Source organism: Streptomyces sp. NPDC033165, from assembly GCF_055577965.1.
The window spans coordinates 507,742-530,579 of record NZ_JBVIPK010000001.1 but is presented as its reverse complement, the minus strand read 5'-3'; the positions used below and the strand labels follow the sequence as shown (position 1 = coordinate 530,579).

General features: G+C 72.9%; 18 protein-coding genes and 1 pseudogene. 14 read left to right on the top strand and 5 right to left on the bottom strand.

Features of this window, described 5'->3' with window-relative positions; genetic code table 11:
- Window positions 1-615 precede the first annotated feature (615 nt).
- From ACZ5WC_RS02430 to ACZ5WC_RS02420, 3 genes are all read left to right on the top strand, one after another.
- On the top strand, window positions 616-2,823 hold the full coding sequence (locus tag ACZ5WC_RS02430; protein ID WP_468539075.1) for an acyl-CoA dehydrogenase: 2,208 nt from the start codon (window positions 616-618) through the stop codon (window positions 2,821-2,823).
- Between the two features lie 25 nt (window positions 2,824-2,848).
- On the top strand, window positions 2,849-4,054 hold the full coding sequence (locus ACZ5WC_RS02425) for a lipid-transfer protein (protein ID WP_468539074.1): 1,206 nt from the start codon (window positions 2,849-2,851) through the stop codon (window positions 4,052-4,054).
- A 222-nt stretch (window positions 4,055-4,276) separates the two neighbouring features.
- A complete protein-coding gene (locus ACZ5WC_RS02420; protein WP_468539073.1) occupies window positions 4,277-5,740 on the top strand; it encodes an MFS transporter in 1,464 nt (487 codons plus the stop codon).
- Between the two features lie 34 nt (window positions 5,741-5,774).
- Here ACZ5WC_RS02420 and ACZ5WC_RS02415 read toward each other — a convergent pair.
- Window positions 5,775-6,200: pseudogene (locus ACZ5WC_RS02415) on the bottom strand (response regulator); the annotation flags it as partial.
- A gap of 220 nt (window positions 6,201-6,420) precedes the next feature.
- On the opposite strand from ACZ5WC_RS02415, the gene ACZ5WC_RS02410 reads away from it, so the two are divergent.
- The 3 genes from ACZ5WC_RS02410 (at window position 6,421) to ACZ5WC_RS02400 (ending at window position 9,407) form a co-directional block, all read left to right on the top strand.
- Window positions 6,421-7,275, top strand: coding sequence for a MaoC/PaaZ C-terminal domain-containing protein (locus ACZ5WC_RS02410; RefSeq protein WP_468539072.1), 855 nt, complete (start codon window positions 6,421-6,423; stop codon window positions 7,273-7,275).
- Window positions 7,276-7,348: 73 nt separating this feature from the next.
- Window positions 7,349-8,425, top strand: a complete 1,077-nt coding sequence (locus tag ACZ5WC_RS02405) for a Zn-dependent alcohol dehydrogenase (RefSeq protein WP_468539071.1) — start codon at window positions 7,349-7,351, stop codon at window positions 8,423-8,425.
- 34 nt (window positions 8,426-8,459) lie between these two features.
- Entirely contained in the window at window positions 8,460-9,407 is a 948-nt protein-coding gene (locus ACZ5WC_RS02400) for a 3-oxoacyl-ACP reductase (RefSeq protein ID WP_468539070.1), read from the top strand.
- 75 nt (window positions 9,408-9,482) lie between these two features.
- Here ACZ5WC_RS02400 and ACZ5WC_RS02395 read toward each other — a convergent pair whose 3' ends face one another.
- The gene (locus ACZ5WC_RS02395; RefSeq protein ID WP_468539069.1) at window positions 9,483-9,653 is read right to left on the bottom strand and encodes a hypothetical protein; all 171 of its coding nucleotides are present in this window, start codon (window positions 9,651-9,653) and stop codon (window positions 9,483-9,485) included.
- A gap of 69 nt (window positions 9,654-9,722) precedes the next feature.
- Entirely contained in the window at window positions 9,723-11,069 is a 1,347-nt protein-coding gene (locus ACZ5WC_RS02390) for a hypothetical protein (RefSeq protein WP_468539068.1), read from the bottom strand.
- Between the two features lie 210 nt (window positions 11,070-11,279).
- On the opposite strand from ACZ5WC_RS02390, the gene ACZ5WC_RS02385 reads away from it, so the two are divergent.
- The 4 genes from ACZ5WC_RS02385 (at window position 11,280) to ACZ5WC_RS02370 (ending at window position 15,450) form a co-directional block, all read left to right on the top strand.
- Window positions 11,280-12,323 (top strand): ABC transporter substrate-binding protein, encoded by a 1,044-nt coding sequence (locus ACZ5WC_RS02385; RefSeq protein ID WP_468539067.1) that lies wholly within the window; start codon window positions 11,280-11,282, stop codon window positions 12,321-12,323.
- 120 nt (window positions 12,324-12,443) lie between these two features.
- Window positions 12,444-13,280 carry a Nif3-like dinuclear metal center hexameric protein gene (locus ACZ5WC_RS02380; protein WP_468539066.1) on the top strand — a complete coding sequence of 279 codons (837 nt, stop codon included), beginning with the start codon at window positions 12,444-12,446 and terminating at the stop codon, window positions 13,278-13,280.
- On the top strand, window positions 13,277-14,020 hold the full coding sequence (locus ACZ5WC_RS02375) for a zinc ribbon domain-containing protein (RefSeq protein ID WP_468539399.1): 744 nt from the start codon (window positions 13,277-13,279) through the stop codon (window positions 14,018-14,020). The genes ACZ5WC_RS02380 and ACZ5WC_RS02375 overlap by 4 nt, the downstream gene beginning before the upstream one ends.
- Window positions 14,020-15,450, top strand: coding sequence for a bifunctional RNase H/acid phosphatase (locus tag ACZ5WC_RS02370; protein WP_468539065.1), 1,431 nt, complete (start codon window positions 14,020-14,022; stop codon window positions 15,448-15,450). The genes ACZ5WC_RS02375 and ACZ5WC_RS02370 overlap by 1 nt, the downstream gene beginning before the upstream one ends.
- A 57-nt stretch (window positions 15,451-15,507) precedes the next feature.
- Here ACZ5WC_RS02370 and eda read toward each other — a convergent pair whose 3' ends face one another.
- Both eda and ACZ5WC_RS02360 read right to left on the bottom strand, forming a co-directional pair.
- Window positions 15,508-16,140: a bifunctional 4-hydroxy-2-oxoglutarate aldolase/2-dehydro-3-deoxy-phosphogluconate aldolase gene (gene eda / locus ACZ5WC_RS02365; protein ID WP_468539064.1), complete on the bottom strand. Its 633-nt coding sequence runs from the start codon at window positions 16,138-16,140 to the stop codon at window positions 15,508-15,510.
- Window positions 16,141-16,354: 214 nt separating this feature from the next.
- Complete coding sequence (locus ACZ5WC_RS02360) at window positions 16,355-17,356, bottom strand: LacI family DNA-binding transcriptional regulator (RefSeq protein WP_468539063.1); 1,002 nt, start codon at window positions 17,354-17,356, stop codon at window positions 16,355-16,357.
- Window positions 17,357-17,554: 198 nt separating this feature from the next.
- On the opposite strand from ACZ5WC_RS02360, the gene ACZ5WC_RS02355 reads away from it, so the two are divergent.
- The 4 genes from ACZ5WC_RS02355 (at window position 17,555) to ACZ5WC_RS02340 (ending at window position 22,792) form a co-directional block, all read left to right on the top strand.
- Entirely contained in the window at window positions 17,555-19,171 is a 1,617-nt protein-coding gene (locus tag ACZ5WC_RS02355; protein ID WP_468539062.1) for an HAD family hydrolase, read from the top strand.
- 71 nt (window positions 19,172-19,242) lie between these two features.
- On the top strand, window positions 19,243-20,151 hold the full coding sequence (locus ACZ5WC_RS02350; protein WP_468539061.1) for a DUF8171 family membrane protein: 909 nt from the start codon (window positions 19,243-19,245) through the stop codon (window positions 20,149-20,151).
- Window positions 20,148-21,965 carry an ABC transporter ATP-binding protein gene (locus ACZ5WC_RS02345; RefSeq protein WP_468539060.1) on the top strand — a complete coding sequence of 606 codons (1,818 nt, stop codon included), beginning with the start codon at window positions 20,148-20,150 and terminating at the stop codon, window positions 21,963-21,965. The genes ACZ5WC_RS02350 and ACZ5WC_RS02345 overlap by 4 nt, the downstream gene beginning before the upstream one ends.
- Complete coding sequence (locus tag ACZ5WC_RS02340; RefSeq protein ID WP_468539059.1) at window positions 21,962-22,792, top strand: energy-coupling factor transporter transmembrane component T family protein; 831 nt, start codon at window positions 21,962-21,964, stop codon at window positions 22,790-22,792. Before ACZ5WC_RS02345 ends, ACZ5WC_RS02340 begins: the two co-directional genes overlap by 4 nt.
- Window positions 22,793-22,838 lie beyond the last annotated feature (46 nt).

Here is a 22,838-nt window from a genome sequence, read left to right as displayed (position 1 = left end):
CGGAGCTGTTCCAGGGCGGCGACCATCGTGCCGTACCGGTCGGCCGCCCCGGTCGGCGGGGCTACCCGTCGCCCAGGAGGCGGTCGACGAGCAGGATCGCGATGCCCACCGGCACCGACAGCACGGCGATGTGCAGCAGCTCCCGGCGGACGGCCGCCATGGTCGGCTTCCTCTTCATCGGTGGTCCCCCTGGGTTTCCGTCCGCATCTGCGCAATCTCCGTACGGGCCGCCGCGAGTCCCTCGACGCTGCGGCCGTCCTCCATAGTGCCGTACGCCGAGACGGGCGGAGATCCGGGCGTACAGGGGGGGCGAGCAACATCGTCAGGACCAGCGAGGCCACGCAGAGCCCGGCGAGGACCATGATCGAGGCGAGATCGGTGAGCAGCACCTCGCGGCGGGCGGTCGTGCGCGGATTCGCCGGCGGGGCCGGGGTGCGCGGTTCTCCATCCGGGCTCCCCCAAGGGCGTGCATGCTGAACGCTTCCTCCGGGCCTCCGTATTCCGTATGTCGCCGTGGACGCTCCCCGTGGGCCGATCGCTCTCCTGACCTTCCGTCAGATTGGAACGTGTTCTACTCTTGCGCCGTTCCAGTGGCTGCGACCGGCGAGGACTCGCATGGGCATCGGCACGGGTATCGGCATCACCGAAGAACACCGCGCGCTGGCGCACTCCGTACGCGGATGGCTGGCGCGCGCCGCACCGCCCGGCGAGATGCGCGAACTCCTCGACGCGGAGGGCCTGGCCGCCCCTGGCGCGCGCCCCGCGCACTGGGAGGCGCTCGCCGCGCAGGGGCTGGCCGGGATACATCTGCCCGAGGTGTACGGCGGTGGCGGCGGGGATCTCCTCGACCTCGCCGTCGTCCTGGAGGAGGCCGCCTACGCCTCGTTGCCGGGCCCGTACCTTGCGAACACGCTGACCTCCGCCGTGCTCCACCGGGCCGCCGGGCCGGCGGCCGACGCGCTGGGCGGGGTGCTCCGCGACCTGGCGGGCGGGAGCCTCGCCGCCGCGCCCGCCCTCGCCCCCGGCAGCCTCGCCGCCACCCCCGTCGCGGGAGGCCACCGGCTCGACGGCACCGCGCCGCCCGTCCTCTCCGCCGACGCCGCAGACCTGCTGCTCCTGCCCGCCGCCACGGCCGACGGCGAGCGCTGGTTCCTCGTGGACGCCGGGGCCGACGGGCTCACCGTGCGCCCGCACCGCAGCGTCGACCCGACCCGCCCCACCGCCGAGGTGAGCGCCGACGCCGTCCACGTACCGGCGCACCGGACCCTGCCCCTGGACCCCGCGCTCGTCCGCGACCTCGCCGCCGTCCTCCTGGCCGCCGACGCCTGCGGGACCGCCGCCCGGAGTCTGGACACGGCCGTCGAACACGCCACCGTACGGCGGCAGTTCGGGCGGCCCGTCGGTGCGTTCCAGGCCGTCAAACACCTCTGCGCCGACATGCTCGTCCGCCTCGAACAGGCTCGCGCGCTGACCTGGGACGCGGCCCGGGCGGCGGACGGCGAACCTGAGGTGCGCGCGCTCACCGCCGCCCTCGCCGCCGCCACCGCACCCGAAGCCGCGTACAGCTGCGCCAAGGACGCCATCCAGATCCTCGGCGGGATCGGCTTCACCTGGGAGCACGATGCCCACCTCCATCTGCGCCGAGCCGTCCTCGCCCGGCAGCTCCTCGGCACCGCCGACGCCCACCGGCTGCGCGCCGCCCGCCTCGCCGAGGCCGGGGCCCGCCGCGAACTCGCCCTGGAACTGCCCGCCGAGGCCGCCCGCCACCGCACCGAAGCCCGCCGTCACCTCACAGCCGCCCAGGGCCTCCCGCCCCGCGAGGCCCGCCGGGCGCTGGCCGCCACCGGCTACGCCGCCCCGCACCTGCCCGCCCCGTACGGACTGGGCGCAGGCCCCGTACAGCAGCTGGCGATCGAGCAGGAATCCAGGGAGCAGGGCATCCGCCTCAGCGATCTCTCCATCGCCACCTGGGTCGTGCCGTCCCTCATCGCGTACGGGACCGAGGAGCAGCGGGAGCGCTACCTCCCGGCCACCCTGCGCGGCGACCTCCAGTGGTGCCAGCTCTTCTCCGAGCCCGACGCCGGGTCCGACCTCGCCGCGCTGCGCACCCGCGCCGTACGGACCGACGAGGGCTGGCGGATCACCGGGCAGAAGGTCTGGACGAGCGCCGCCCGCACCGCCGACCACGGCATCCTGCTGGCCCGCACCGACCCGGACGCGCCCAAGCACCGGGGCCTCACCTACTTCCTGGTCGACATGAAGAAGGCCCGGGGCATCGACATCCGCCCGCTGAAGGAGATCACCGGCGAATCCCTCTTCAACGAGGTCTACTTCGACGACGTGCTCCTCCCCTCCGACGCCGTCGTCGGCGAAGTCGGCGGCGGCTGGCGCGTCGCCCGCAACACCCTGGGCAACGAACGCGTCCACATGGCCGACCAGATGACCTTCGGCAGCGGCCTCGAAGCGCTGATCGCCCGCTCCGCCGCACTCGACGACACGACCCGGACGCGTATCGGCACGCTCGCCGCCGAGGCCCACGCCCTCGCCTGCATCGGGCTGCGCACCACGCTCCGGCAGGTCTCCGGCCTCGAACCGGGTGCCGGGGCCTCCGTACGCAAACTCGTCCAGACCGTCCACCAGCAGAAGGCCGCCGAACTCACCCTCGAACTCCTCGGCCCGGACGGCGCGGTGGACGAGCCGGGAGCGGGGGAACGGGCCCTCCGCGGCTTCCTGATGTCCCGCTGCCTGACCATCGCGGGCGGCACGACCCAGATCCAGCTGAACGTCATCGCCGAACGCATCCTCGGCCTCCCCCGGGACTGACCGCAAAGACAAGAGGAGTCGGAAGATGAAGGCCTACATCGTCGGCGTCGGTATGACGAAGTTCGAGAAGCCGGAGACCCGCGACTGGCAGTACTGGGACATGGTCCGAGAAGCGGGCACCGCCGCCCTGGCCGACGCGGGCGTCCGCTACGACCAGGTCGAACAGGTCCCCGTCGGCTACTGCTTCCAGGCCTCCACCGCCGGACAGCGTGCCGTCTACGAGCTGGGGCTGACCGGAGTCCCCGTCTACAACGTCAACAACAACTGCGCCACCGGCTCCACCGCCCTGATGCTCGCCCGGCAGTTCGTGGCGGGCGGCGGCAGCGACTGCGTGCTCGCGGTCGGCTTCGAGAAGATGGCGCGGGGGTCGCTGGGCGGCGGTTCGGGCGGTGGATCAGGCTCCGGCGGTGACTTCGCGACCTCGCCGGTCGCCCGGCACTACGGAATCATGGCCGCCGCCCACGGCTTCGAGACGTCCCCGCCCACCGCGCAGATCTTCGGCAACGCGGCCCGTGAGCACATGGAGCGGTACGGGACCACGCCCGCGCAGCTCGCGGCGGTCGGCGCCAAGAACCACCGGCACTCGGTGAACAACCCGTACGCCCAGTTCCAGGACCCGTACACGGTCGACGAGATCCTCGCCGCCCGTACCGTCCACCGCCCCCTCACCAAGCTCCAGTGCTCGCCCACCTCCGACGGGGCCGCGGCGGCCGTCGTCGTCTCCGAGCGGTTCGTCGAGCGGCACGGACTGGGGGAGCGGGCCGTGGAGATCGCCGCCCAGGCCATGACCACCGACACCGACGCCTCCTTCGCCTCCGGCAGCTGCATCGACGCGGTCGGCGCCCCGATGTCCGAGGCCGCCGCCCAGCAGGTGTACGCGGCCTCCGGCCTCGGCCCGGACGACCTCGACGTCATCGAGCTGCACGACTGCTTCTCCATCAACGAACTCCTCACCTACGAGGCGCTCGGCCTGTGCGGCGAGGGGGAATCCGGCAAACTCGTCGAGTCCGGGGCGACCACCTACGGCGGGCGCTGGGTGGTGAACCCGTCGGGCGGGCTGATCTCCAAGGGCCACCCCCTGGGCGCCACCGGCATCGCCCAGGCCGCCGAGCTGACCTGGCACCTGCGCGGCGAGGCCGGAGCCCGCCAGGTCCCCGGCGCACGGACCGCCCTCGCCCACAACATCGGGCTGGGCGGCGCGGCGGTGGTCACGCTGCTGCGGCGCGCCTGAGCCTTGCGGCCGTGCGGTGCGTACGGCCCCCGCGAATCGGCCCCTGGGCCGTGTGGCCGTGCGGTGCGTTCGGTCCTGCGAACCGGCTCCTGGGCCGGGGGCGCGTGCGGTGCGTGCGGCCCCTTGAATCCGCCTCCGGGCCCGGGGCGAACGGTGCCTGCGACCCGGGACCCGGGGCCTGCGTCCCCTGCTCGATGTACGGGCCGCTCGCCGCCTGCGACCATGACCTGCATGCCTGACGTCTCCACGCCCGTATCCGCCCCATCGGCCACCCCGCGAGTACCGCCCAGCACCTGGGCCGTCGTCCTCGCAGCCTGCACCGGCCAGTTCCTCGTCGTCCTCGATGTCGCCGTCGTCAATGTGGCGCTGCCCTCGATGCGGGCCGACCTGGGGCTGAGCGCCGCCGCGCTCCAGTGGGTCGTCAACGCCTACTCGATCGCGTTCGCCGGGTTCATGCTGCTGGGCGGGCGGGCTGCCGACATCTACGGGCGCAAGCTGATGTTCCTCGTCGGGCTCGGCCTCTTCACCGCCGCCTCCCTCGCGGGGGGACTCGCCCAGGAGGGCTGGCAGCTCCTCGCCGCGCGCGGCGTGCAGGGCCTCGGGGCGGCCGTGCTCGCCCCGGCCACGCTCACCATCCTCACGGCCGCCGTGCCCGAGGGCCCCGCCCGGACCAAGGCCATCGGGACCTGGATGGCGGTCGGCGCGGGCGGCGGCGCGGCGGGCGGGCTCGTCGGCGGGGTGCTCACCGACGCCCTGTCCTGGCGCTGGGTCCTCCTGATCAACGTGCCGATCGGGGCCCTCGTCCTGGTCGCCGCCGCCCTGCGGATCACCGAGGGCCGGGCGGGCGACCGGCGCCGGATCGACCTGCTGGGCGCGGTCCTCGTCACCGCGGGCCTCGCCGCCGTCGCGTACGGGATCGTCCAGACCGAGGCCGAGGGCTGGGCGGCCGCCGCCACGCTCGTACCGCTGCTGGCCGGGGTGGCGCTGCTCGCCGCGTTCGTGGCGGTCGAGGCGCGGGCGGCGGTGCCGCTGATCCCGTTGCGCGTGTTCTCCGTACGGGCGGTGTCGTCGGCCAACGTATCGATGCTGCTCATGGGGTCGGCGACCTTCTCCATGTGGTACTTCATGACCGTGTACGCCCAGAACGTCCTGGGCTACACGCCGTTGCAGGCCGGGCTCGCCCTGATGCCGACCTCGGCGGCCGTCGTCATCGGCGCCAAGATCGGGCCCCGGCTGATGGCGCGTACGGGGGCCAAGAGCCTCGCCGTCGCCGGGGTCCTGATCACCGCCGCGGGCTTCGGCTGGCAGTCCACCATGGGTGTGGACGGCTCCTACCTCACCGCGATCATGTTCCCCGGCATCCTGATGATGGCCGGGGCGGGCCTCGCCTCCACCCCGCTCGCCGCCCTCGCCACCTCCGGCGCGGCCCCCGGGGACGCCGGACTCGTCTCCGGGCTGGTCAACACCTCCCGCACGATGGGCGGGGCGCTCGGCCTCGCGGTGCTCTCGACCGTCGCCGCCGCCCGCACCGGGGGGTCCGGCGGCGCGGCCGAGATCACCGCCGGATACGCCCTGGCCTTCCGCACGGCGAGCGGGGTGCTGCTCGCCGGGGCGGTCGTGATGCTGCTCTGGCTGCCGAACCACCGCAGCCCCCGCCCTCCGGCCGAGGTCCCGGCCAAGGTGTGACGGGCAGGGGTCAGGTGGCCGTCGGGGCTTCGGGGGCCGCGCCCGCGAACGCCGGGTCGATCACCGTCTCCCCGGTCAGGGCCGCACGGATCGCCCGGACCAGATCCTCCACCGGGCCGTCCTTGACCAGGAACCCGACCGCCCCGGCCGCCAGCGCCTGCCGCAGCCGGTCAGGACCGCCGAACGTCGCCAGGACCAGCACCCGGCACTCCGGCACCTCCGCCAGCAGCCCGGCGGCGGCCGCCGGGCCGCCCCCGCCCGGCAGTTCGAAGTCCAGCAGCGCCACATCGGGGCGTGACGTCAGGGCCGCCGCCACGGCCTCGCCCCCGGTGCCGGCCCGGGCGACCACCGCGAAGTCCGGCACCATGCCGAGCCGTATCGCCAGAGCGCCACGGGCCGCCGCCCCGCCCTCCGCGAGCAGGACACGGACGGACCTCGTGGGCCGGTGCTCCCGGGGCATCTCGTTCACCCGCCCAGGGTAGGCAGCCGTCGGCCGGGCGCTTCGATCTGACACGACGTCAGCAGTCTTCCCAACTTCGGGGGGCTGCGTTATACATGGGCCATCGGCTAGAACGCGTTCTAGAAGAGGCGTGCCCTGCCGGTCACCGCGCGACCTCGGTGCGGGCGACGGTGCGGACGGTCGCGCCGAGGTCTTCCCATCATCAAGGAGCGGCTTCGCCATGCCCATTGATGCCCGAGCGGCCATCGCCGCCGAACCCCGCCGAGCCGAGATCGGCTGGGGCCACAAGGACGTCCAGCTCTATCACCTGGGCCTCGGCGCGGGCAGCCCCGCCACCGACCCCGACGAGCTGCGCTACACCCTGGAATCCCGGCTCCAGGTGCTGCCGAGCTTCGCCACCGTCGCGGGCGCGGGGACGGCCGCGTTCGGCGGCATGGGGGCGCCCGGGATCGACGTGGACCTGGCGGGCGTCCTGCACGGCGGGCAGTCGGTACGGGTCCACCGGCCGCTCCCGGTCACCGGCCGCGCCGTGCAGACCTCCAGAGTCGCGGCGGTGTACGACAAGGGCAAGGCCGCCGTCATCGTGCTGCGTACCGAGGCGAGCGACAGCGACGGGGCGCTGTGGACGAACGACGCCGAGCTCTTCGTACGGGGAGAGGGCGGGTTCGGCGGTGAGCGCGGTCCCTCCGACCGGCTCGCCCCGCCGGAGCGGGACCCCGACCGCACGGTCGAGCGCCCCATCCGTGACGAACAGGCGCTGCTCTACCGGCTGTCGGGGGACTGGAACCCGCTCCACGCCGACCCCGCCTTCGCCAAGCTCGCCGGGTTCGACCGGCCGATCCTGCACGGGCTGTGCACCTACGGCATGACCCTGAAGGCCGTCACCGACACCCTGCTGGACGGCGATGTGTCCCGCATCTGCGCCTACCGCACCCGCTTCGCCGGAGTGGTGTTCCCCGGCGAGACCCTCCGTATCCGGATGTGGGCCGACGCGGGCCGCGTCCAGGTCACCGTCACCGCCGTCGAGCGGGACGACGCACCGGTCCTCGCCGACACGCTCGTCGAGCACTCCTGAACACACCAGCACCAGCGCCGGTGCCAGCACCAGCAGCCTTGCCGAAGATGACGATGTGAGGGGAGCCGTACCCATGCGCGCAGCCGTACTGCACGAGACAGGCCAGGAGAAGCTGGAAGTCGTCGACGACGTCGAGGCGGTGGGATTCGGCCCCGGAAAGGTCAAGCTCCGCATCCGGGCCACCGGGCTCTGCCACTCCGACGTCTCCGCCATGAGCGGCGTCCTTCCGCAGCCCGCCCCCTTCGTCCCCGGGCACGAGGGCGCGGGCGAGGTCGTCGACGTCGGCGACGGGGTGACCGGGCTGAGCGCCGGGGACCGGGTCCTCGTCTGCTGGCTGCCCGCCTGCGGTGCCTGTCCGTCCTGCAAACGCGGCCAGACCCAGCTGTGCCTGGCGGGCTTCATGAACGCGGGCACCCCGAACTTCAAGCGCCCCGGCGGCGATGTCTTCGGCTTCGCGGGCACCGGCACCTTCACCGAGGAGGTCGTCGTCGGCGCGGGCTGCGCGGTGCCGATTCCCGACGACGTACCGTTCGAGATCGCCGCCCTGATCGGCTGCGGGGTCACCACCGGCCTCGGAGCGGCCATCAACACCGCCGAGGTGGAGGCCGGTTCATCGGTCGCCGTCATCGGCTGCGGCGGGGTCGGCATCTCCACGATCCAGGGCGCCCGGGTCCAGGGCGCCGCCCAGATCGTCGCCGTCGACCCGGTCGCCTCCCGCCGTGAGGCCGCCCTCCGCTTCGGCGCCACCGAGGCCCTCGACCCGGGCGGGCTGGCCGACGCCAAGCAGCGCATCACCGGCGGCGAGGGCTTCGACTACGTCTTCGAGGTCGTCGGCAAGTCCGCCACCACCCGCACCGCCTACGAGCACACCCGCCGCGGCGGGACCCTGTGCGTCGTCGGGGCCGGGGCCATGGACGACAACTTCCAGCTCAACATGTTCGAGCTGTTCTTCGACGAGAAGCGCATCCTGCCCTCCATGTACGGCGGCGGGGACGTCCTGCGCTCCTACGAACGGGCCGTCGCGCTCTGGCGGGCGGGCCGGATCGACCTGGAATCGATGATCACCCACCGGGTCCGGCTGGACGGCGTCAACGACGCCCTGGACCAGATGCGCACGGGCGAGTCGCTGCGTACCTGCATCGAGCTCTGAGCCCGGCACCCGACCGACCACGTTGAGGAATCCGATGTCACTTCCCCTCCCGCTGGACGGGCTGTCCGCGATCGTCACCGGCGCCGGCCGCGGCCTCGGCCGCGCCGAAGCCCTCGAACTGGCCCGGCTCGGCGCGGCCGTCGTCGTCAACGACTACGGACAGCCGGGCCGCGACGGCTCCGGCGAGGCGTCCGCCGCGCCCGCCGAGGAGGTCGCCGCCGAGATCCGGGCAGCCGGCGGCCGGGCCGTCGCCCACCTCGGCGACGTCTCCGACCACGAACAGGCCCGGGCGCTCGTGGAGTCGGCGGTCTCCGCCTACGGCCGGCTCGACATCCTCGTCAACAACGCGGGCATCCTGCGCGACCGGATGATCTTCTCGATGACCGAGGACGAGTGGGACGCGGTGATCCGCGTCCACCTCAAGGGCCACTTCAACACCACGCACTTCGCCGCCGCCCACTGGCGCGCCCGCTCCAAGGAGACGGGCGGCCCGGTCTACGGGCGCATCGTCAACACCTCGTCGGAGGCGTTCCTCGCGGGCTCGGCGGGCCAGCCCAACTACGCGGCGGCCAAGGGCGGCATCGTCGGTCTCACCACCTCCACCGCACTGGCTCTCGCCAGGTACGGCGTCACCGCCAACGCCATCTGCCCGCGCGCCCGGACCCGGATGACCGAGGACGTGTTCGCGGGCTTCCAGGAACCGGCCGACGGGACCCTGGACCCGCTGGCACCCGAGCATGTCTCCCCGCTCGTCGGCTACCTCGCCTCACCGGCGGCGGCCGGGGTCAACGGGCAGCTGCTGGTCGTTCACGGGGGCCTGGTCGCCGTCGTCGAACGGCCGCGGGTGGCCGCCCGGTTCGACGCGGCGAAGGAGGCGTTCACCTTCGCCGAACTGGACGAGCTGCTCACCCCGTACTACGCGGAGCGCCCGCCGAACGAGACCTTCGCGGCGGCCGAAGTGCTGGGGCTGAAGCGGCAGTAGAGAAACGGAAAAGGGGAGGGCCCGGACCGGCTGTTCGCCGGTCCGGGCCCTCCCGCGGTGCATTCGCCCGGTGGTTCAGGCCGCCCTGGATTCGTCCTCGGCGGGCCGCCGGTGGCGCCCGTGCGGCTGCACCGACGTGTTCTCCATCGACGCACCCCCTCGGTGCTTGCCGGAACCGCCGGTTCCTGCCCCCTCGTCCGCCCCCTGCGGGCGCGTCTGGGTCGTGTCGGTTCGCGCTTCGGACATGTGGGAAGTCACCCCGTTGTGATCGCTTGCTTGTGTCGCACGTGCGGCTGTCAGCCCAGGGGCCCGAGTCTAGGACCTGTCGCAGGTCGGTCGCACGGCTCGGTGCAGAGGCGCCTGCCCCAACGGAACGGGCTTACACACAGCAGGAGTGGCGACGGCGGCGGACGGTTCCGTTCCGCTGCCCGAGCCCTGCGCCCGGTCCGTGCCGGAGGATGACTCCGTGTCCTCCGGAGCCTCCAGCCGCGCCACACCGCAGGGCGTCGCGCCGTTCGCGTACGGGAGGTGCAGCACTCCCTCCCGGCTCCAGTAACCGGCCCCCGCCGACCAGCCCTCCGGTGCCGCGAAGTGGTGCAGCCTGCGCCCCGCCGGACGCCAGACCCCCACCCAGCTGCCCGCCGCCCCGTCGATGCGCAGCGCCACCGCACAGCTCTCCGGCATCAGCGTCTGCCCGGGCTGCACCGCGAACGGCGTCACCGCCACATCCGCCGGACGCAGGCACTCCGGAAACCTGACCGGCAGGCAGCTGCCCACCACACCCCAGCCGAGCCGGTCGTGGCCCGGGGCGTCGGATCGGAGCAGCAGCAGCCCGCTGTCGGCGTCCGCGAGCAGCAGCCGGTCGTTGCTCTCCGGTGCGATCTGGAGCAGCGGCGTCACCTCGCCCTGCCGCCCGAGATCGACGGCGACCGTCTTGACCGGACCACCGCCCGGCGCCTGCCGGTCCAGCGCCAGCATCCGGCCCGCCCGGTCCAGCCACACCCCGCCCGAGCAGCGTCCGGGGATCTGCGCGACCCGTTCGGGACCGAAGGTGCCGCCCGCCACCCGCCACAGATACGAGGCGTGCCCGCCGACCGCCAGGGCGTACACGCTACGGCCGTCCGGCGACGGCGGCAGCAGGGTCATCTGCGGGGACTCGACGGCACCCAGCGGGAGTTCGCCGGTGCCGGGTCCGGTCGGGTAGAGCAGCGAGAACATCTGCCGGTCCGCCACCCGGCGCTGGATCAGCACCCGCCCGTCGGCGAGCGGGACCACCCGGGAGTCCGGCTCCTCGGGCTGGCCGAGAGGGAGGGGCACCGCGTACGGCTCGGGCCCGTCCAGGGTCCAGCGCTCCGGATACCAGGCACGCTCGCCCGGCGCCCCGGGGGCCGCGGTGAGCCGTGCCGCGTACGCCCCGTCCGCGGTGAGCGTGAGGCCCCCGGGGAGTGTGCGTGGGGTCGAGACTTCGGGTGCGCCCCGGTCCGGAAACGCGGGCGGGGGGACCACGGGCGGGGGGAACGCGGGCGGGCCGGGGATGTGCGCCGCGACAGGCGCTTCGGGCGCGGCGGACCCTTTCTCCTCCGGTCCGGGTTCCTCTTCCGGTCCGGGTTCCGCCGTCGCGGCGGCCCCGGCGGTTCCGCCCTCGATGGCACAGGCAGTCATGGACTCGTCACCTCCGGCTACGAAAGCTAGTTTTCGCACTTCCAGCCGAACAACGCGAGCCACCTCACTTCACACATAAGGGTGGCGATGCCCGGATTCTCCTGAGGTGGAGGGGGTGAGTGTGCTGGCGGAGGCGGCCGCGCCTATGGTTAGGCAGCCCTAACCAAACAGGCGTGCCCCGGCACGTACGCGCATCAGCAGGAGCAAGCGATGTCCCTTCGGCCCCGCGGTACCGCCGCAGTCGCCCTGGCGGTTGCCGCCGCCCTTTCCCTCTCGGCCTGCGGGGGCGGCGACGGCGGGAACGGTGGCGCGGCCGGCTCCGACGCGGGCGGCGACAAGAAGGCCGCTGTCGCCACCGGTGGCAAGGACTTCGCGGACGCGGCGAAGAAGACGGCGGCGTACGGCACCGACGCCGAGGCCGGTGAGTTCCCCCGCACCCTCACCCACGCCATGGGCAGGACCGAGATCAAGGCGGCGCCGAAGCGCGTGGTCGTGCTGGACGTCGGCGAGTTCGACAACGTTGTTTCGCTGGGCCTGAAGCCGGTCGGCTACGCGCCCAGCGAGGGCGACGCGGCCATCCCCTCGTACCTGGAGAAGGACGCGGGCGACCCCAAGAGCGTCGGCACGATCAACAGCCTCAACCTCGAAGCCATCGCGGGCCTCCAGCCGGACCTGATCCTCGGCAGCCAGCTGCGCGCCGCGGACAAGTACGACGAGCTGTCCAAGATCGCCCCGACCGTGTTCTCCATCCGCCCGGGCTTCACCTGGAAGGAGAACTACCTCCTCAACGCGGCAGCCCTGGACCGCACGGAGCAGGCCGAATCGGCGCTGGCCGCGTACCGGGCGAAGGCGAAGAAGCTCGGCGACGACATCGGCGCCGACAAGCCGACCGTCTCCATGGTCCGCTACCTGCCCGACCGCCTCCGGCTGTACGCCAAGGCCTCGTTCATCGGCACCATCCTGGAAGACGTCGGCCTGCCCCGCCCGAAGAACCAGCAGATCGAGGACCTGGCCACCGAGATCAGCCCGGAGCGGATCGACGAGGCGGACGCCGACTGGATCTTCACCGGCGTCTACGGCGACCCGAAGGCCACCCAGCGCGACACCGCCCGGTCCAACCCGCTGTGGAAGAACCTGAAGGCCGTCAAGGAGGGCCGGGCCAAGGACGTCTCCGACGAGACCTGGTACCTGGGCCTCGGCGTCACCTCGGCGGGCCTGGTCCTGGACGACCTCCGCGCGGACCTGGTGAAGTAGTCCTTTCGGCCGCGCGGTCCCGACCTGGTGAAGTAACGATTCGTGCCCGGCCGCCGGTCCCGGCGTACAGGTCCGGCGGTCAGGGGCGGCGGACCACGCCGGACAGGTAGCCTTTCCCCCGTGCCCCGTCTGTCTGAAGTCATCGCCGCCCTCGACGCCCTCTGGCCCCCCGAGCGGGCCGAGGGATGGGACGCGGTCGGTACGGTCTGCGGCGACCCGGACGCGGAGATCGGCCGGGTGCTGTTCGCCGTCGACCCCGTCCACGAGATCGCCGACGAGGCCCTGGAGCTCGGCGCCCAGCTGATCGTCACCCACCACCCGCTCTATCTCCGCGGGACGACGACGGTCGCCGCCGGCACCTTCAAGGGCAAGGTCGTCCACACCCTCATCCAGCACGGCGTCGCGCTGCACGTCGCGCACACCAACGCGGACTCCGCCGATCCCGGCGTCTCCGACGCCCTCGCCGGCGCCCTGGACCTGCGGATCACCGGACCCCTCGTACCGGACCCCACCGACCCCGCCGGGCGGCGCGGACTCGGCCGGATCTGCGAGCTGGACCACCCCGAGACCCTGGCTGCCTTCGCCGCCAGGGCCGCCGCCCGGCTCCCCGCCACCGCGCAGGGCATCCGGCTGGCGGGCGACCCGGAGGCGCTCGTGCGTACCGTCGCCGTCAGCGGCGGCTCCGGCGACAGCCTCTTCGACGCCGTGCGCGCCGCGGGCGTCGACGCCTTCCTCACCGCCGACCTGCGCCACCACCCGGCGTCCGAGGCCGTGCAGCACTCGCCGCTCGGCCTGGTCGACGCCGCGCACTGGGCCACCGAGTGGCCCTGGTGCGAGCAGGCGGCCGCGCAGCTCGACGCGCTTTCCGACCGCCACGGATGGGACCTGCGGGTCCATGTCTCGAAGCAGGTCACCGACCCCTGGACCACCCACCATTCCTCTGGAGCCCCCAACTGAACGCCGCGCCCGCCGACCAGATCCGACTCCTCGAAGTCCAGGCCCTCGACGTACGTCTCGCCCAGCTCTCCCACAAGCGCACCTCGCTGCCGGAGCACGCCGAGATCGAGCAGCTCGGCAACGACCTCACCCAGCTGCGTGACCTGCTGGTCGCCTCCACCACCGAGGAGAGCGACACCAGCCGCGAGCAGACCAAGGCCGAGCAGGACGTCGACCAGGTGCGCCAGCGCGCCGTCCGCGACCAGCAGCGCCTGGACTCCGGCGCGGTCTCCTCGCCCAAGGACCTGGAGAGCCTCCAGCGCGAGATCGCCTCGCTGGCCAAGCGCCAGGCAGACCTGGAGGACGTCGTCCTGGAGATCATGGAGCGCCGCGAGGCCGCCCAGGAGCGGGTCGCCGAGCTGACCGAGCGGGTCTCCGCCGTCCAGGCCAAGGTCGACGCCGCCACCGCCCGCCGCGACGCCGCGACCGCCGAGCTGGACGCCGAGGTCGCCACGGTGACCAAGGACCGCCAGGTCGTCGCCGAGGTCATCCCCGCCGACCTGATGAAGCTGTACGACAAGCTCCGCGCCCAGCAGGGCGGGGTCGGCGCCGCCCGGCTCTACCAGCGCCGCTGCGAGGGCTGCCGCCTGGAGCTGAACATGGCCGAGGTGGGCGATGTGAGGGCCGCTTCGCCCGACACGGTCCTGCGCTGCGAGAACTGCCACCGCATCCTGGTCCGCACCTCGGAGTCGGGCCTGTAATGAGCGCCGCCCCCGCCGTCCGCCGACTGGTGGTCGAGGCCGACGGCGGCTCCCGGGGCAACCCGGGGCCCGCCGGTTACGGCGCCGTCGTCATCGACGCGGCCACCGGCGAGACCCTCGCCGAGGTCGCCGAGTACATCGGCGTCGCGACCAACAACGTCGCCGAGTACCGGGGCCTGATCGCCGGTCTGACGGCCGCGAAGGCGCTGTTCCCGGACGCGGGCGGCGAGGGCGACGGGCTGCGGGTCCACGTCCGGATGGACTCCAAGCTGGTCGTCGAGCAGATGTCGGGACGCTGGAAGATCAAGCACCCCGACATGAAGCCGCTGGCGGCCCGCGCCGCCGCGATCCTGCCGCCGTCCTCCGTGACGTACGAATGGATTCCGCGCGCGCAGAACAAGCACGCCGACCGGCTCGCCAACGAGGCGATGGACGCGGGCCGTGACGGCAGGCAGTGGGAGGCGTCCGCCTCGACGGCCGAGCTGGACGCCCCGTCGCGCCACCGCACCGCGAGCACGGCCCCGCCCGCCCAGGGCCCGCCCGGCGACGCGGCCGCAGGCGCGGCGAAGGCCCGCGCGGCCCTGGCTGCCGCGCGTGGCGGTACGGCGGCCCCGGAGGCGGACGGGCTTTTCCCGGTGCCGGGGGCCGAAGCGGCCGAGGGGGCGCCGGGGGCTTCGGAGAGTTCGCGGACCGCGGCCCCGGAGCCGACGGACCTCGCCGCAATCCCGTCCGCCGCGACTCCGGGCAGGACCTCGCCCGAGACCGCCGGATCGCCGCAGGTCGGCTGGGGTTCGGCCCCCGACCTGGGCGCGCCCGCCACCCTTGTTCTGCTCCGGCACGGCGAGACCGCGCTCACGCCCCAGAAGCGGTTCTCCGGGAGCGGCGGCACCGACCCCGAACTCTCCGCCACCGGCCGCGGCCAGGCCGACCGCGCGGCCGAGTACTTCGCCGCCCTGGGCACGATTCAGGAGATCGTCAGCTCGCCGCTGCGCCGCTGCCGCGAGACCGCGGCCGCCGTCGCCGCCCGTCTCGGCCTGGACGTCCGCATCGACGAAGGTCTGCGCGAGACGGACTTCGGCGCGTGGGAGGGCCTGACGTTCGGGGAGGTGCGGGACCGGTACGGCGACGACCTCACCGCGTGGCTGGCCTCCCCGGACACCGCCCCGACCGGAGGTGGCGAGAGCTTCACGGAGGTCGCCGGCCGGGTCGCGGCCGCGCGGGACCGGATCGTCGCCCGGTACGCGGGCCGCACGGTCCTGCTCGTCACCCATGTGACCCCGATCAAGACGCTGGTCCGGCTCGCGCTGGAGGCCCCGCCCGAGGCGCTGTTCCGGATGGAGCTGTCGGCGGCCTCGATCTCAACGGTCGCGTACTACGGGGACGGCAACGCCTCCGTACGGCTGCTCAACGACACCTCCCACCTGCGCTAGCGGGGCGGCGCGCCGGAGCCCGACGATCCGGCCCACGACCGGGCCGGGTCGGCACGGCTACCGGGCGAGCGCCGCCGCCCCGGCCGCCAGGCGGGCCACCCGGTCCCAGTCCTTCGCCGCCAGCGCGTCGCCCGGAACCATCCAACTGCCGCCTACGCAGCCCACGTTGGGCAGGGCGAGGTAGGCGGGCGCGGAGGCGGGCGAGATGCCGCCCGTCGGACAGAACCGGGCCTGGGGGAGCGGCGCGGACAAGGCCTTGAGGTAGGCCGTGCCGCCCGCCGCCTCGGCCGGGAAGAACTTCATCTCGCTCACTCCGCGCTCCAGCAGGGCCACTACCTCGGAGGTCGTCGAGACGCCGGGCAGGAACGGCACACCGGACGCCTTCATCGCGTCGAGCAGCGTGTCCGTCCAGCCCGGGCTGACCAGGAAGCGGGCCCCGGCGCCGACGGTGTCGCGCACGTGCTGCGGGGAGATGACCGTGCCCGCACCGACCACCGCGCCCGGCACCTCGGCGGCCATGGCCCGGATGGACTCCAGTGCGGCGGGCGTCCGCAGCGTCACCTCGATCGCCGGGAGCCCGCCCGCCACCAGTGCCCGCGCCAGTGGCACCGCGTCGGCCACGTCGTGCAGGACGACGACGGGGACGACGGGGGCGAGATCCAGCACGGAGGGCGGCGCGGAGGGGTTCATGGGGTCATAGTGCCGCGCGGGCGTCAGTATCTGCAACGCGCGTTGCGCACGCTGCAACGTGCGGCTGTCCCGGGCTCAGCGGATCTCGACGGCGATCCCGGAATCGGCGGGGCTGCCGGGCGTCGGTCGCCCCGAGACCGCACTGGTCAGCGGCTGTCGAGGCGGCGCCGGGAGCTGACCGTGGCGAGACGCGGTCCACCGGAGGCGCCGGGAGTCAGAGGCCGCACGGGCCGGTCGAATTGCGGGCTACCAGGCTGGGTTGCAGGACCTCGTGGCGGTCGGTCGTGCGCCCGCCCGCGCGCTGGAGCAGGAGCCGTACCGCGGTCCGGCCGAGTTCCGGGCGGGGCTGATCGATGCTGGTGAGGCGGGGCCTGACCAGAGCCGCGAAGGTGCTGTTGTCGTAGCCGACGACGGACAGCCGCTCGGGGACCGGCAGGCCGAGGTCGTGCGCGCAGTCCAGCATCGCGACGGCCGTGAGGTCGTTGTTCGCGATCAGGGCGGTGACGCCGGAGCGCAGGAGCGGGGCGACGCCGACGGTGATGTCGTCGATGTCCTCGGCCACCACGGTGTGCGGGGTCATACCGGCACGGCGGACTGCCAGCTCGTAGCCTCGCCGCCTTCCTTCCGCGGCCGGACGGCGGGAGGTGCTGACGAACGCGATCTCGCGGTGTCCCAGTTCGAGCAGGTGGGTCACCGCCAGAGCGGCGCCGGCCGCGTCGTCGTTGGCGACGGTGTCGACGCCTTCGACGGTGTCCTCGGGGCGGCCGATGACGACCACCGGGGTGCGGCGCATCGCGGCCTGGAGGGCAGCTCGGTCCACCCAGCTGCTGACCGCGATCACGCCGTCGACATTGAGTCCGACCAGGGTGTCGAGCTGTGTGGTGAGCTGCTTCGCGTCGCGCCGCCCGTGGGCCAGCAGGACGCCGAACCCGACTTCGCCCGCCGCCTCTTCGATTCCGGCGACCACATCGGTGTGATACGGATTCGCCAGGTCTGTGAGCAGGACTCCGAGCAACATGGTGCGCCCTTGGACCAGGCCGCGGGCCAGGGCGTTGGAACGGTAGCCCAGCTGGTCGGCGGCGGCGCTGATGCGCGCCCGGGTGCTCTCACTGACCCCGGCGTCGCCGCGAAGCGCCAGGGACACCAAGGACTTGGACACGCCGGCGACCCGGGCGACGTCGAGGATCGTGGGGCGGCGCGAAGGGGCTTGCGGCATGGGTCCAGTATGCAGGCGGCCCCGGCGCGTGGAAGGGGCGACCACCCCTTTTCCCTCCTGACCTGGAGCGTTCCAGCCGTAGCGTTCCAGGCGCGTCTGGAACGTTCCAGAGTGCATCCTCACATGTTGGCCTCCCCGGCGTCGAGAGTTCACCCGTCGCCCATACGTTCGCTGCCACGACACCAGCAAGGGGAGCCGATGAACCAGCCGCAAGCACCCGTACCACCCGCCCTCGCTCACCGGCCCGAGGCGCTGCTGCTCGACTTCGGCGGCGTGGTCTTCCACACCGAGAAGCGCCCCGAGGGCCGCCGGGAGGCGGCCGCCCTGCTCCACCGCCATCTGGCACGCGCGGGGCACGTGGTGCCCGAGGAGACGCTGCGGGTCTCCCTCGACGCAGGTCTGGCAGCGCTCAAGGACTGGAAGAACGCCGCCGGCCGGCGGCGCGAGCCCGTCGAACTGACCCACCGTGAGATCTGGGAGGACTTCCTGGCCTCCGACCTGCCGGACCCGGTCCGGGCCGTCCTGGCGGGCAGCGCGGGCTGGCTGCTCGGCGAACTCACGCCCCTGCTCTCGGAGCACACCGTACGTCCCGGAGTCCGCGAACTGCTGCACACCGCCCGGCGGCTCGGCATCCGCGTCGGCATCGTGAGCAACGCCCACGCCGGCCGCTCGCACCGGGCACTGATGCGCGAGCACGGACTGGAAGAACTGGTGGACGTGCAGCTCTACTCCGACGAGGTCGGCATCCGCAAGCCGCACCCCGGTATCGTCGAGCAGGCCGCGCGGGCACTGGCGACCCGGCCCGAGCGCTGCTGGTTCGTCGGCGACACCATCGACCGCGACGTGGCCGCCGGTCACCGGGCCGGGGCGGCGGCCGTCATCGTCACCCGTGACAAGCACACCGACAACCCGCCCTACCCGGTCTCCGCCCAGCCCGACGCCGTATACGACACCCCCGAGGGTCTGGTCCCGGTCCTGGCCGCCGCCCGGGACACCCCGCCCCCGCCCCCGCCGGCCGCCGCCCGTCCACCGCGTGCCGGCGACGGCCCGGCGGCGCTGCTGCTCGACCACGGCGGAGTCATCGCCAACGCGGTCAAGGACCCCGCGGCACAGCGGGAGTTCGGGCTGCGTCTCGCCGCCCGGCTGCGACGGGCGGGCCACGGCGTGTCCGACGAGGACTCCGTCGCCGCGCTGTTCGACGCGCGCCGCGCGCACCAGCGGTGGAAGAGCGAAGCCGAAGCCGGGCCCCTCGTACCCGAGATCACGCCGCGTCAGTACTGGCAGGACTTCTTCGGCACGGCCTTCGGCCCCGAGGTGCGGAACTGGCTCGCCGCCGAGGCCGTCGCGCTGAGCCACGAGTGGGCCCACATCAAGAGCCGTCCCACGCTGCGCGAGGGCGCGGCCGAACTCCTCGGCCGTTGCCGCGAACTCGGCATCCCGGTCGCGGTGGTCTCCAACACCGTGTGCGGTCGCAGCGTGCGCGAGCGAATGGCCTCCTTCGGAATCGCCGACCTCGTGGGCGTCCACGTGTACTCCGACGAACTCGGCCGCCGCAAGCCCGATCCGCTCACCGTGCGTGAGGCGCTGCGCGGACTCTCCGTGGACGCCGGGGCCTGCTGGTTCGCCGGGGACAAGCCGGGCCGGGACATGGCCGCCGCACGCGGCGCGGGGATCGGCACCACCGTTCTCGTACGCGGAGGCTCACTCGACGACGAGGCACTGACCTGCCATCTGTCGACGCCCGGCCCCACCCGGCCCGACCGCGTGGTCGTCTCCCTCGCCGAACTGATCCCGCTCGTCTCCGCCCGCTCCTGAAACACCGGTTCCCGACCGAACTCAGCACCGCTCGTCTCGTCCGCCCCCGACGAAAGGCCAAGGCCACAGCGATGTCCTCACCGACCGACTCCGCAAGAGTCAGATCCGCGTTCTCCACCGATCCCACCGACCTCGGCTCCGCGCAGAAGCTGATGGTCTTCGTGCTGTCGATGACCCTCTTCGGGCTTGCCAACATCCTCACCGAGGTACTGCCCGAGGTGAGGCTCGGTCCTGTCGAACTCTCCGTCTCCTACCTGGCGTTCGTGCCCGTGGTGATGGTGTGCCTCTTCCATCCGCTGTACGCCGCGCTCGGCGCGCCGCTCGGCGAGATCGTCTTCGTCGACCTCCTGATGGGTGACTTCTCCGGCTTCGCCGAGCTGGAGGGTTACATCCAGCTGTCACTCGGTCTCTACATAGCCGGCTCGATGGTGCGCGACCCTCGCCGACGGGGGCAGGTCGCGCTCGCGGCCGTCGTGGCGGTCGGCGTCGACAAGATGCTCGGCGGAATCGTCGACATCGGCAAGGTGTACGTCGGTGTGGCCGACGCGGAGTACGTGGACGGACTGGCGGAGAGCGTGCTGCTGCTGGAGGGCATCGGATTCTCCACCGACCTCGTCATCAGCGGTGTGCTGTTCGGCGCCGTCCCGGCGGCGTACCTGGCGCTGCGGCTGCACGGGCGGATCGAGCCGCTGCTGGGCCTCGCGCCGCGCGACCCCGCCCAGCAGCTGCGGCTGCGGGCCCGGGTCAGCGCCCGCTTCCTGCTGGTGGGCGTCTTTCTGGCCTTCGTCGCCATGATCGCCGCCTTCATGTCGGAGATCGACGCCAACTTCGGTGTGTGGGAGCCGGAGTTCATCGACCAGTACGGTCAGAAGTTCCTGTGGATAGGCGTCTCGGCCGCGTTGATCGTGCTGATCGCACTCGTCTTCGCGGCCCGTGCCCTGAACCGCTCCCGTACCGCACGTGCCGGGGACCGGACATGACGGCCCGCCCGGCCCGCACCGGGGCGGCCGGACTCGCGCGAGCAGCGGCGACGGGTGACGGCGGGCCCGCACCCGCCGGCCCCGCGGTCGAGGTCCGAGACCTCACCTTCCGCTACCCGGGAGCCCAGCGCGACAGCCTCACCGGAGTCGGACTCACCATCGAACGCGGTGACTTCACTGCCGTCGTCGGGGGGAACGGCTCGGGCAAGACGACTCTGTGCAAAACCTTCAACGGCCTCATCCCGCACTTCTGGTCCGGTACGTACAGTGGCGAAGTCCGGGTGTTCGGTCAGGACACCACCACCACGGGGGTCGCCGCCCTGAGCCACCGGGTCGGGTACGTCTACCAGGACTTCGGCAACCAGCTCGTGAGGCCGACCGTCCATGACGAGGTCTCCTTCGGACCCGTCAACTTCGGCCTGGCCGACTGGCGCGAACGCTCCGACGAGGCACTCGACCTGCTGGGGATCGACGCCCTCCGCGACCGCTACACCTGGCAGCTCTCCGGCGGCCAGCAGCACCTGGTGGCGCTGGCCGGCGTCCTGGCGATGCGGCCGGACCTCGTGGTGGTCGACGAGCCGGTGGCGGAGCTGGATCCGGCGCGCGCCGAGGAGATCTACCGCCGGCTCACCGACATCAACCGGCGGCTGGGTACGACGGTGGTCGTGATCGAGCACCACGCCGAATTCATCGCCCGGTACTGCAAGAGCGTGCTGCTCATGGCCGATGGCGCTCCCGTGTGGCATCTGCCGGTCGAGGAGGCCATGACCCGCTCCGGCGAGCTGGCCGCCCACGGCATCCCGGCCCCTCAGGTGGTGCGTCTCGCCCGCGCCGTCGAACCCGAGGGCAGGGTGCCGCTGACCGTGGAACAGACCGTCCGCTGGCTGGACGGGCGCGGCCTGCGCCCCGCCCCCGGGCCCCACCCCCTCGAACCCGCCGCAGGTGAACCGGCCACCGGGCCGAACGCACCGGCTCCGCAACCCGGGCCCGTCGTGGCTTCGCTGCGCGGAGTACGGCACGGTTACCGCGATGTGCACGGCGGGCTCACCCCCGTGCTACGGGATGTGGACCTGGAACTGCGAGAGGGTGAGCGCATCGCCCTCGTCGGCGGCAACGGCGCCGGCAAGTCCACCTTGCTGCGCCTGCTCACCGGGCTCAAGGTGCCCCGGTCCGGCACCGTCGAGGTCACCGGCACCGACACCCGCACGGCCAGGCCCGCCAAGCTCGCCGAGCGGGTCTCGTACCTCTACCAGCGTCCGGAGCAGATGTTCCTCGCCGACAGCGTGCGGTCGGACATCGCGATGTTCCCGAAGGGCCGCGGCCGGCCGGACACCGACGAACTGGTGGACCACATCCTGGAACGGGTCCGGCTCACCCCGCTCGCCGACCGGGACGGACGAACGCTCTCCGGAGGCCAGCAGCGCCGCGCCACCCTCGGCATCGGCCTGGCCATGGCCCCCGCGCTGCTGCTCCTGGACGAGCCGACCTCCAGCCTCGACGTGGCAACCCGGGACGATGTGATCGCGATGCTGGAGGAACTGGCGGACCGTATCCGCTGCGTGGTCGTCGCCACCCACGACATGCATCTGGTGGCCGAGTGGGCGACACGGGTGGTCGCCCTCGGCGACGGCCGGGTACTCAGCGACTCGGGCCCGGCGGATTTCTTCGCCGACGTGGAGCTGCTGGAGCGCGTACACGTCGTACCACCGCAGATCACCGTGCTGGGCACCGCGCTGGGACTGGTGCCACCACCGCTGACGGTGGACGAGTGCGTCGGGCGGCTGCCCGTCGCCGCGAAGGAGGCCGGAGCATGAAGAGGACCGAACGCGACACCCTGAGCGTCGAATGGGTCAAGCTGGAACTGCTGCGCACCGCGTACGCCACCCGCGGCGGCCCGCTCACCCGGCTGGACCCGCGGATCGTGCTCTTCTGGTACGTACTGGTGGCCCTGAGCCCGTGGTTCACCCACAACCTGACCATTCTGGCCATCCTGTTCACGCTGGCCGCGGCAGCCGTGGTGACCTGCCGGGTGGGCCCCCTCGTCGTCGGCCTGTTCGTCTTCGGCCTGGTCACCGAGACGGGCTATCTGGTCGCCGCTGCCTGGCTCTTCGACGGCGACCTCACCACCGTGCTGTCCCTGGGCGAACTCACCCTGAAACTTGGCACCGTGAGCATGGCCAGCATGGCGGCGTTCGTGTCACTGGATCCGGAGAAGCTCTCCGACGCCCTGCTGAGCCTGCGGGCACCGGCTCTGGTCAGTTTCGGCGTGTCCTATGGATACCGGATGCTGCCGATCCTGGTGGACGAGTTCCAGACGGTGATCGACGGCTACCGCCTGCGGTCCGCTCCGCCGTCCTCCCGCGGGCTGTTGGGGTGGCGGGTCCTGATGCGCGGGGCGAAGATCACCGTGTACGCGTTCTATCCCATGATGCTCAACACCGCCAAACGCACCCGTACGACGGTGGAGGCGCTGGAGACCCGTGGTTTCACCTACGCCATGGTCCACGCCGATGGACGTCGCATCCGGCTTGCCCACCTGAGGATCCGCCCGCGCGACATCACCGCACTGGCGGTCACCGCGGCACTGATCGTCGCCGCCTATGCCGTCGGGGCGCAGTTCCCCCACTTCGCGATGAGCTGATCCAGACGAGAGAGGCATCCGGCGTCTTGTTTCCGCTCCGTGAGCG